Here is a 9,344-nt window from a genome sequence, read left to right on the forward strand (position 1 = left end):
CCGCGCATTGCTGCCGTTCGTGCACCTTGCAGCATTGTCGAACAGCGGGTGACGGCAAACCACAACATAGCCGTCAAATTCTCGGGATACTCTGCCACAGTTAGGATCTTTCTTTCGGCCAATAATCCTGAAGCAAACCTATGGCTGTGCGCCCTGCTTCCAGCACTCGGTCTGCCTCTTCTTCGGATTCCGTCAGACGAGCCAGGGTAATCGTGCCCATCAAGAGCGCCATCGCAGCTACTGGCTGTAAATCAATGAGTCTGGAGCCTAGTGATTTCGGTAGGAATTCAGGCCGTGTCTCTATATTTCTGGGGCTTCTCCGGATGTTCCCCGCACTTTCAGGACCGCAGAATACTCGAAATGACGGACTGGAAGTTCGGGTGTTCGCATTCGGTCCAGAAGGATCTCGGCCAATCGCTTGCCTAACATTTTCGGGTCGATCGCCATGGTTGTCAGGCCGGGCGTCGAGACGGCAGCATCCTCGATGTCATCGAAGCCTACTACCGAAAAATCATGTCCGGGTTTCAAACCTGACTGGATCAAGCCGAAGCAGGCACCAAGCGCTACAACATCTCCGTTACAAACAATGCCTGTCACCTCGGGGTGTTTGTGACGGAGCGCTGCGACAGCGTCAAATCCGGCGCGCTTGGTCTCCTCACATGGCCAGATTATTGGGCGCACGCCATCCAGTTTTTCACAAACGCTAAGGTAACCGGCGATGCGCTCCTCGCGCACCGACGTTTGCTCGGTGCCGCCAAAATAGGCGATGTACCTGTGTCCCAAATCAATCAAATGCTGTGTGGCTTGAGCAAGAGCCTCTGTGTTTAGAACACCAACGTGATCAAGGGACTGTGATACCTTGCGCATGAAAGTAACAGCGGGAACACCGTGGGTTTCCAGAAGCTCCATAGCGTCCTCGTTCGTGTCGAGCGCCGGCACCCAAATCAAACCACGGCGACCAAATCTGATGCAGGCTTCCAGGAGGCGGTCCTGACGCTGAAGGTCTCCTTGTGCATCGAGGACCGACACCATGAAACCTTCGGTTTCGAGCAAGTCGACAGCGCCGCTGACAACCTCTGCGTTAAACGGATTGGCCAATTTGTTAATGATGAAACCGATTTCGCGATTGTCGCCCGATCGCATTGCGGCCGCCGCTTGATTTGGGACGTAGCGCAGACGCTTGGCTGCGCTCAGGACTTTCTGGCGGGTCTTCTCTGAAATTCGACCAGTGTCACGCATAACCTGGCTGACGGTTGGAACCGACACACCCGCTTCTTTGGCAACGCTGGATAAGGTGGGTTTTTTCGTCATGGGTCACAGTCTTGGTATAACGTTTGCCTAAAGTCGCAAGCGGTTTTGCAAATGGCAAGCAGTTTATGACGAACGCTTGGGCGCAAGAGGCTTGACTCATGATACAACGATATATCATAGTAACTGCATTCTCCCTCGGACTGATCCAAGGTTGTCGGCGAGGGAGGGAGGTTGCCTGGTTTTGGACAACCTCAGACATAGGGAGGAAAACATGTCTATTCATTCGAAGCTGGCGGGAGCCGTGTCCGGTGTGGCCATGCTTGTTGGCGCTGTCACCGTGCAAGCTGAAACTCTGTTCTGGTCGACCCAGGCCCGGCCAGCCGAAGAAGCGCAGGCGATGCGGACCGAGGTTCTTGGTGGCTTCGATGGTGGAGTGGATTACCAGCCGAACGAAGACGGCCCTTGGCTGACGCGTTTGCAAGCTGAACTACAAGCGGGCTCGGGTAGCATTGACTTGCTGGGTTCTTTGCACGGCAACTTCTCGGCGATGAACCCTGATGACCTAATGGATCTCAGTGATCTTGGCGTCATGTCGGCCTCAGACACTTTCAATGATCTGGCCAAGCTGGGAACTGACGGCCTGCACTACATGCCTTGGATGCAAGCGAGCTACATCATGGCCGCCAATAAGGAAGCGCTGCAATACCTGCCTGAAGGTGCGGACATCAATGCGCTGACCTATGACCAGTTGATCGCATGGGCGGCGAATGTAGAAGAAGCAACTGGCCAGAAGAAATTCGGCTTTCCTGCAGGACCCAAAGGTCTAAAACACCGCTTCTTCCAAGGCTACCTCTACCCGTCCTACACTGATGGTGTCGTGCGGACATTTGCATCGCCCGAGGCTGTGACAGCATGGGAGAAGTTCAAAGAGCTGTGGAGCCATACAAACCCTGCATCGACCAACTTCTCGTTCATGCAGGAACAGCTGTTGAACGGCGATGCCTGGATCGTCTTCGACCACACCTCGCGCCTTGCACAGGCGTTTAATGAGCGTCCTGACGATTTTGTTGCCTTCCCGGCGCCTGCTGGTCCGACCGGCCGTGGCTTCATGCCTGTTCTGGCAGGTGTTGCCATCCCACGCACCGCGCCAGATGCAGAAGGTGCCAAAGCGTTGGTGACCTATTTGATGCAGCCCGAAACACAGATTGCGACCCTGAAGGCCACAAACTTCTTCCCTGTGGTTGAAGTCGAACTGCCAGACGATCTGCCGCCTTCGGTCAAAGCTGCCGGCGAAGCGGTTGCCACGATGAGCGGCTCACCAGATGCTAATCCTGGCCTGCTGCCTGCAGGTCTGGGTAGCATGGGTGGGGATTTCAATCGTGTTTACGTAGATGCGTTCGAGCGCATTGTTCTGGCTGGTCAGCCCATCGAGCGGGTTCTGGAAGATCAAAAGAAACAGCTGGAAAAGATCATGACTGAAACTGGCGCGCCTTGCTGGGCACCAGATGCACCATCGGAAGGTGCTTGCCCGGTCGAATAAGACCTTCCCTGACTGCCGGGCCGCCGAAGCTGTGGCCCGGCTCCCCCAGCAAAATCCCAATTTAAAGGAGTGGTCCGATGGAAGCGCGGCTTTTGCCCTATTTTCTGATCCTCCCGGTGACGCTATTTCTTTGCCTGTTTTTCCTCTATCCGTTTGCGCTGGTTGCGCAGCAGGCTTTTGGAACAGGGAACGGCTTTTCACTGGATAACTTTCGCGAGGTCGTGAGCTACTGGAAGTTCCCGATCTCGATGAAGAACACCTTTCTTCTGGCCGCGGCCGTGGTACCGATCCAGCTGGCGCTGTCACTTCTGATGGCCACGATGGTCACGAAAATGGAAAAGGGCCGTGATCTGGTTCTGTATATTTGGACCATTCCGCTGGGTATTTCTGATCTTGCCGCCGGTATCATCTGGCTGGCGATCTTCGAGCAGTCGGGTTTCCTGAACTCGATGATGGTCGGGCTTGGTGTCACTGACCAACCTGTAAGTTTGCTGAGTTATCAAACACCGTGGGTAGTGTTCCTGGCGATTATGCTTGCTGAGATTTGGCGCGCAACTGCGATCATGCTGGTGATCCTTGTGGCGGGCATCGGCCTGATCCCCAAGGAATACTACGAAGCTGCGGATGTGTTTGGCGCCTCGCGCTGGAAACAGTTCACGCGTATCACCCTGCCGCTATTGCGCCCGTCGCTGCAAACGGCCCTGGTCCTGCGCGTCATCCTGGCCTTCGAGGTCTTCGCCGTGGTTGCAGCTCTTGGGGGCACGATCTTCCCGGTGCTTATGGGCGAGATCTACGCCTATCAGTTTGACCTGCAAAATAGTGGGGCAGCAGCAGCGCTGGCGATCATCGTTCTGATTATCTCTATCGTCTTCACTCTGATCATCATGCGCGCTCTGCGCGTCCCGAAAGGAGCCACGATATGATGGCTGTAGCAGACGTCGTAGCCCCTGACACCCGCAAGGCGGGAAGGGGGCTTTACCGAGCAGGGGTGATCTTGCTGTGTGCCTGGGTGATTATACCGCTCTACCTGCTGTTCGTGAACACAATGTCCTCACCGGATACGGTGAACAGTTTCCCCAAGAGCTTCATCCCGGAGTTCAATATGGGATCCCTGGAATTCTTCATGGGGTTCCAGGGGATGCTGAGGGCGCTGTGGAACTCGGTTGTGGTGGCTTTGATGACGATGGTGATGTCCATCGCCATCGGAGCCCCCGCGGGCTACGCCCTATCGCGGTTCGACTTCCGTGGGAAAGAGCTGTTCCGGTTGCTGATCTTGCTGACACGGGCCTTTCCCTTGCCGCTTCTGGCACTGCCCTTGGCAGTTCTCTTCATCCGTACGGGCTTGGATGATACGGCTTTTGGTCTGGCGCTGGTTCACACAACGTTGGCGATCCCCTTCGCGGTGCTCATCACCTTTTCGCTTTTTTCAGGCATACCGCTTGAGCTGGAAGAGGCGGCTTGGACATTGGGCTGCACACGGCTGACTGCCTTTACCAAGGTGATCTTGCCCTTGGTACTTCCGGGGATCACGGCCTCGGCGATTTTCGCCTTTGTAATCTCGTGGAACGAAGTGTTTGCAGCCGCCGTGCTGACCATCGAAAACCGCACGTTGCCCGCATTCCTGTTGCAGACACTGGGCGAGGCCCCGTTGCACCTGAAATTTGCAGGCGGCTTCATCCTCGTGGTGCCTGCGCTGATTTTCATCTTCGCTGTGCGCAAATATCTCTTTGCCATGTGGGGCATCGCCAACCGCTGAGCGGTGGCTGAAAGGAAACTGTTATGGCTGAAATACAGATCAAAAACGTCGCCAAGAACTTTGGGTCTTACCAAGCTCTGCATGACATCAACCTTACCATCGCAGACCAGGAGTTCATGGTCCTTCTGGGGGCTTCGGGCTGTGGTAAATCTACGCTTTTGCGTATCATCGCCGGACTTGAGACAGCGACAACCGGCGAAGTCTGGATCGGTGGCCGCCGGGTGGATCACCTGTCGCCCAAAGATCGCGGCATCTCGATGGTATTCCAAAACTATGCGGTGTTTCCGCACCTAACTGTGTTCGAGAACATTGGCTTTGGGCTGCGGATGCAAAAACTGCCGGATGATGAGGTCAAGCGCCGGGTCGAACGCACCGCAGGTTTGATGCATATCGAGCAACTCCTAAAGCGCTATTCGGGCGAGTTGTCGGGCGGTCAGCGCCAGAGGGTTGCAGTTGCCCGTGCCTTGGCAATGGAGCCGGACGTGATCCTGATGGACGAACCGCTGTCGAACCTCGACGCGCTGTTGCGGATGGAAATGCGTGCTGAGCTGAAGGGTGTTCTGGCAGAAAGCAAGACCACTGCCATATATGTGACCCACGATCAGGTCGAAGCCATGTCCATGGCTGACCGGATCAGCGTCATGCATCAGGGCAAGATTGTGCAGGCAGCCTCGCCCATCGAGGTGTATCGGGATCCAGCGGCCGAGTTTGTGGCCAGTTTCATCGGCAATCCGCCTATGAATTTCCTCCCCGCTGAAGCTGCGGGCTCTGGTCGCTGGACAGTTGCCGGGCAGAACCTTGACGGTCCTGCAAATGGCAAGGATCTGAAATGGGCCATTCGCCCGGAAGATTTGCGCATTGCAGATCAGGGGTTTGGAGCGCGAGCCAAGGTTGTTGAGCCTTTGGGCGCACATTTACTTGTGACTTGTGACGTGGACGGACACCAGTTCCGCGCAGTTCTGGACAGTGAGCTCAGCGTGAAACCTGGTGACGTACTTACGCTGGCACCGCAAGAGGGACGGGGGCGTTGGTTTGACTCCGAAACCACTCTGGCCGTCGCTTAAGGGAGAAACAGGATGAGCCAAGCTCTGATCGATCAGGCCCGAGGCGTCATGGAAGGAAATGATAGGGGCACCTACACCGTTCCTACCCATGGCCTCTATCCTTTCCAATGGAACTGGGACAGTGCTTTGTCCGCGCTTGGCTTTTCGCATTTCGACATGGATCGGGCTTGGGTCGAGGTCGAGACTCTTATGGCCCATCAGTGGGACGATGGTATGGTGCCACATATCATTTTCCACGAACCAGATGATGGATATTTCCCAGGTCCTAACGTCTGGCAAACAAGGCGAGATGTGCCCACGACTGGAATCACCCAGCCAGCGGTTGCGGGTTTTGCGTTGCGCAAGCTTTATGATCGGACTGAAGACAAAGCAGTCGCGCGCGAGCGTCTGGCCAAGCTCCTGCCCAAGGTCCATGCTTGGCACAAATGGTTCTACCGCGACCGCGATCCCAAAAGCACGGGACTGGTCGCAATCATTCACCCGTGGGAGTCTGGCCGAGACAACTCTGTGGATTGGGATGAAGGGCTGGACGCCGTGCCGATCGAGGGTATCGCGCCATTTACGCGACGGGATACGACCCACGCCAACCCAGATCACCGCCCGTCGGACGAGCAATACAAGTGCTATATCTGGCTGGTCGAGTACTTCCGAGGGCTTGGATGGGATAATGCGAAGCTCCACGATGCCTCGCCATTTTGCCTCGTTGATCCAGGCTTTAACGGCATCCTGATACGGTCTTGCGACGATGTTGCGGATTTGGCCGAGTTCTTAGGCGATCCCTCGATGGCCTCTGAGGCCCGCGCGATGGCCACGAAGGGTCGTGCGGCACTGGAAAGCCTATGGAACCCGACGCTTGGGCAATACACGTGTTACAACCGCGCTGCTGGTCATCTGCAAGACACACCTTCGATTGGTGGGTTGCTCGCGGCAATTGCCGATGTCCCTCATGCGCGAGCTGATGCGCTCGCACGGCGGATCGCTTTGTTGGCTGAGCGATGCGGCTATCTGGTGCCCAGTCACGACCCAATAGATGGCGCTTTTGACAGCCTGCGCTATTGGCGCGGACCGACATGGTTAATCGTGAATTATTTGATTGCCGAAGGCCTAGGTCGGTCAGAGCAGGGGGCCATGGCGCAGCGTATCCTGGCTGACAGTTTGCGCCTCATCGAGAAAAGTGGCTTTGCAGAATACTATGACCCAAACAGCGGCGAGCCCTGTGGTGGTGGAGATTTTACCTGGACCGCTGCCATGGTGATCGAAATCCTCAAAAACCAAAAAGTGCCAGCATGAAGCGTTCGCGCATCAATGAGATCATGGCCCAAGCAGATGAGTTCATTTGCTCTCATGGCTTTGCTTTGCCGCCCTTCGCCTATTGGAGTCCAGAGGAATTCAAGGCTCGCAAAAGTGATGCGCGTCATGTGATTGACGCACGTTGCGGTTGGGACATCACTGATTACGGTGACGGTGATTATGACAGGATGGGCCTGTTCCTATTCACCCTGCGCAACGGGTTGCAGAGTGATTTAGCCAAGGGTGGCGGCATGTGTTACGCCGAGAAACTGTTGATTTCGAGGCGGGACCAGCTGTCGCCAATGCACACGCATGTTCTGAAAGCTGAGGATATCATCAATCGCGGTGGCGCAACTCTGATTGTTGAGCTTTTTGGCTCAGACGAGGCGGGTGGTTTTGCAGAGGATCGCGGCGGTGTGGTCTGGCTGGACGGCATCCGACATCGTTACCAACCGGGCGAGAAGCTGCGCCTGGCACCTGGTGAAAGCGTCACGCTTCGTCCGGGTGATTGGCACGCGTTCTGGGGCGAAGGAGGGGACGTGTTGATTGGTGAGGTCTCAACCATAAATGACGACGAGACCGACAACATCTTTCGTGAACCCATCGGCCGTTTTGCCGAGTTTGAGGAGGATGTTGCTCCGACGCATCTTTTGGTCAGCGACTATTCCAAATGGCTTGGCTGATTGATGAAATTTGTGATGACCAACTGGTGTTCGCGTTGGAACGCAATTTGTTGGACGAGCTGCGTTGCCAACAACCGCAAGGTGTTAACAGCACAATTCATTTGGTCTGCCAAACGGATGGCACGCTGAAGGGCGGGCTTCTGGGCACAACTTCTTATGGTTGGTTGTTGCTCAAAGTCTTGTGGGTGGCCCAGCCTTTCCGGCGTCAGGGGTTAGCACGCGCGTTGTTCGAGCGCGCTTCTACTTTGGCCGTAGCGAGGGGTTGTCACAACGTTTGGCTCGACACCTCTGATCCCAAGGCGCGCGAGATCTATCTGCGTTGGGGGTTTGTACAGTTTGGCAAGCTAGAAAACGGACCGAATCGTGGGCCGTCAGAACACAGCCGTTGGTTCTTACAACGGCCCATCGCCTGATCCGGAATAGGAAACCTATGATTGACCCCGCCAACAACCCTCGAAGCTTTCTGGAACACCTCTTTTCCACCGCCGTTGCTGTGGCCGACCCCATGCTCGTGGTGCCCCCACACTTGCCAAAGCGTCCAAAGGGGCGGCTGCTGGTGATAGGAGCAGGCAAGGCCAGTGCCCGCATGGCCGAAGCCGTTGAGGCCTACTATGGCCCTTGTGAAGGGCTCGTCATTACCCGTTATGGGTTTGCTCGACCGTGTAATGGTATCGAGATTGTCGAGGCGGCGCACCCAGTGCCGGATGCCGCTGGTGAAGCTGCAACGATCCGGATGTTGGAGATGGTTCAGGATACGACTTCGGAGGATACGGTAATCGCCTTAATCTCGGGTGGGGGGTCAGCGTTGCTTTGTGCCGCGGCAGCGGGCGTCACCCTCGCCGACAAGATTGCGCTCAACCAAGCGCTCTTGGCCTCTGGCGCACCGATCGGAGACATGAACATCGTCCGAAAACACCTGAGTCGCGTCAAAGGTGGACAACTGGCGGCGGCCTGTGCACCAGCACAGATGCTTAGCTTGCTGATTTCCGATGTGCCGGGTGATGATCCGGCGCTGATCGCCTCGGGCCCAACTGTGGGTGAAAAAAGCAGTGCAAAGGATGCAATCGATATCCTGAAGCACTACGGAATTACTGTATCAGAAGCGATGCTGTCTAATTCCAGCGTCATCCCTCCGGATGATCCCATCTTTTTGCGCGCAGAAACGCGCGTGATCGCTGCCCCGGTGCAATCCCTTGAGGCTGCTGCCGCGGAGGCTGAGGCCCAAGGCTGCAAGGTGCATCTTCTAGGAGATGCATTGGAAGGAGAAGCAAGAGTACTGGCAGCGCATCAAGCGGCGGAGGCCCTTTTGTTGCAGTCAACAATCAAGCGCCCGACCTTGCTGCTATCCGGTGGTGAATGCACCGTTACAAGGCGGGGAAACGGCATTGGAGGTCCCAATGCCGAGTTCACGCTGGCCGCGGCATTGGCTCTGAACGGGGCGGCGGGCATCCACATACTGGCTTGCGACACAGATGGCGTAGACGGTGCGGCAGAAGTGGCCGGTGCTTATGCAGGGCCCGATACGCTAGCACAAGCGTCCGGCAAAGGCGTCTCAGCCCGAGAAGTGCTGGACCGCAATGATGCCCATAGTTTCTTCGGTGCAATCGGAGGTCAAATCGTTCCAGGACCAACCCTCACAAACGTTAACGACTTTAGAGCGATTTTGATCCTTCCCAAGTGATTCAATCCCTAGGTTCTGGACCTATTAATTTGGTTGCCGTCATCCCGCCTGCGTGATTCATACCCGTGAGTTTCAGGGG

The 9,344-nt window shown here is 56.1% G+C and carries 9 protein-coding genes; 8 read left to right on the forward strand and 1 reads right to left on the reverse strand.

Annotated features, from left to right (window positions below):
- Positions 1-300 precede the first annotated feature (300 nt).
- Positions 301-1,311, reverse strand: coding sequence for a LacI family DNA-binding transcriptional regulator (locus AC2FGB_RS16880; RefSeq protein ID WP_142640345.1), 1,011 nt, complete (start codon positions 1,309-1,311; stop codon positions 301-303).
- A 211-nt stretch (positions 1,312-1,522) separates the two neighbouring features.
- On the opposite strand from AC2FGB_RS16880, the gene AC2FGB_RS16885 reads away from it, so the two are divergent.
- The 8 genes from AC2FGB_RS16885 to AC2FGB_RS16920 all read left to right on the forward strand — a co-directional run bounded on the left by AC2FGB_RS16885 (position 1,523) and on the right by AC2FGB_RS16920 (position 9,265).
- Positions 1,523-2,791 (forward strand): ABC transporter substrate-binding protein, encoded by a 1,269-nt coding sequence (locus AC2FGB_RS16885; RefSeq protein WP_496690237.1) that lies wholly within the window; start codon positions 1,523-1,525, stop codon positions 2,789-2,791.
- 77 nt (positions 2,792-2,868) lie between these two features.
- Complete coding sequence (locus tag AC2FGB_RS16890; RefSeq protein WP_142640343.1) at positions 2,869-3,714, forward strand: carbohydrate ABC transporter permease; 846 nt, start codon at positions 2,869-2,871, stop codon at positions 3,712-3,714.
- Entirely contained in the window at positions 3,711-4,547 is an 837-nt protein-coding gene (locus AC2FGB_RS16895; RefSeq protein ID WP_221929508.1) for a carbohydrate ABC transporter permease, read from the forward strand. The genes AC2FGB_RS16890 and AC2FGB_RS16895 overlap by 4 nt, the downstream gene beginning before the upstream one ends.
- Before the next feature lie 23 nt (positions 4,548-4,570).
- Positions 4,571-5,611 (forward strand): ABC transporter ATP-binding protein, encoded by a 1,041-nt coding sequence (locus AC2FGB_RS16900; RefSeq protein WP_142640342.1) that lies wholly within the window; start codon positions 4,571-4,573, stop codon positions 5,609-5,611.
- Between the two features lie 12 nt (positions 5,612-5,623).
- Positions 5,624-6,901 carry an MGH1-like glycoside hydrolase domain-containing protein gene (locus AC2FGB_RS16905; RefSeq protein WP_142640341.1) on the forward strand — a complete coding sequence of 426 codons (1,278 nt, stop codon included), beginning with the start codon at positions 5,624-5,626 and terminating at the stop codon, positions 6,899-6,901.
- Positions 6,898-7,584: a D-lyxose/D-mannose family sugar isomerase gene (locus AC2FGB_RS16910; RefSeq protein ID WP_496694342.1), complete on the forward strand. Its 687-nt coding sequence runs from the start codon at positions 6,898-6,900 to the stop codon at positions 7,582-7,584. Before AC2FGB_RS16905 ends, AC2FGB_RS16910 begins: the two co-directional genes overlap by 4 nt.
- Entirely contained in the window at positions 7,572-7,997 is a 426-nt protein-coding gene (locus AC2FGB_RS16915; RefSeq protein ID WP_496690238.1) for a GNAT family N-acetyltransferase, read from the forward strand. The genes AC2FGB_RS16910 and AC2FGB_RS16915 overlap by 13 nt, the downstream gene beginning before the upstream one ends.
- A gap of 17 nt (positions 7,998-8,014) precedes the next feature.
- Positions 8,015-9,265, forward strand: a complete 1,251-nt coding sequence (locus tag AC2FGB_RS16920) for a glycerate kinase type-2 family protein (protein WP_271951636.1) — start codon at positions 8,015-8,017, stop codon at positions 9,263-9,265.
- Positions 9,266-9,344 lie beyond the last annotated feature (79 nt).

The sequence above is a fragment of the Ruegeria sp. CDSC021 genome (assembly GCF_059610845.1).

What these genes read in the sequence shown, in the direction of transcription:
- AC2FGB_RS16880 (WP_142640345.1), bottom strand. Translation starts at nt 1,311, where the DNA reads ATGACGAAAAAACCCACCTTATCCAGCGTTGCCAAAGAAGCGGGTGTG.
- AC2FGB_RS16885 (WP_496690237.1), top strand. Translation starts at nt 1,523, where the DNA reads ATGTCTATTCATTCGAAGCTGGCGGGAGCCGTGTCCGGTGTGGCCATG.
- AC2FGB_RS16890 (WP_142640343.1), top strand. Translation starts at nt 2,869, where the DNA reads ATGGAAGCGCGGCTTTTGCCCTATTTTCTGATCCTCCCGGTGACGCTA.
- AC2FGB_RS16895 (WP_221929508.1), top strand. Translation starts at nt 3,711, where the DNA reads ATGATGGCTGTAGCAGACGTCGTAGCCCCTGACACCCGCAAGGCGGGA.
- AC2FGB_RS16900 (WP_142640342.1), top strand. Translation starts at nt 4,571, where the DNA reads ATGGCTGAAATACAGATCAAAAACGTCGCCAAGAACTTTGGGTCTTAC.
- AC2FGB_RS16905 (WP_142640341.1), top strand. Translation starts at nt 5,624, where the DNA reads ATGAGCCAAGCTCTGATCGATCAGGCCCGAGGCGTCATGGAAGGAAAT.
- AC2FGB_RS16910 (WP_496694342.1), top strand. Translation starts at nt 6,898, where the DNA reads ATGAAGCGTTCGCGCATCAATGAGATCATGGCCCAAGCAGATGAGTTC.
- AC2FGB_RS16915 (WP_496690238.1), top strand. Translation starts at nt 7,572, where the DNA reads ATGGCTTGGCTGATTGATGAAATTTGTGATGACCAACTGGTGTTCGCG.
- AC2FGB_RS16920 (WP_271951636.1), top strand. Translation starts at nt 8,015, where the DNA reads ATGATTGACCCCGCCAACAACCCTCGAAGCTTTCTGGAACACCTCTTT.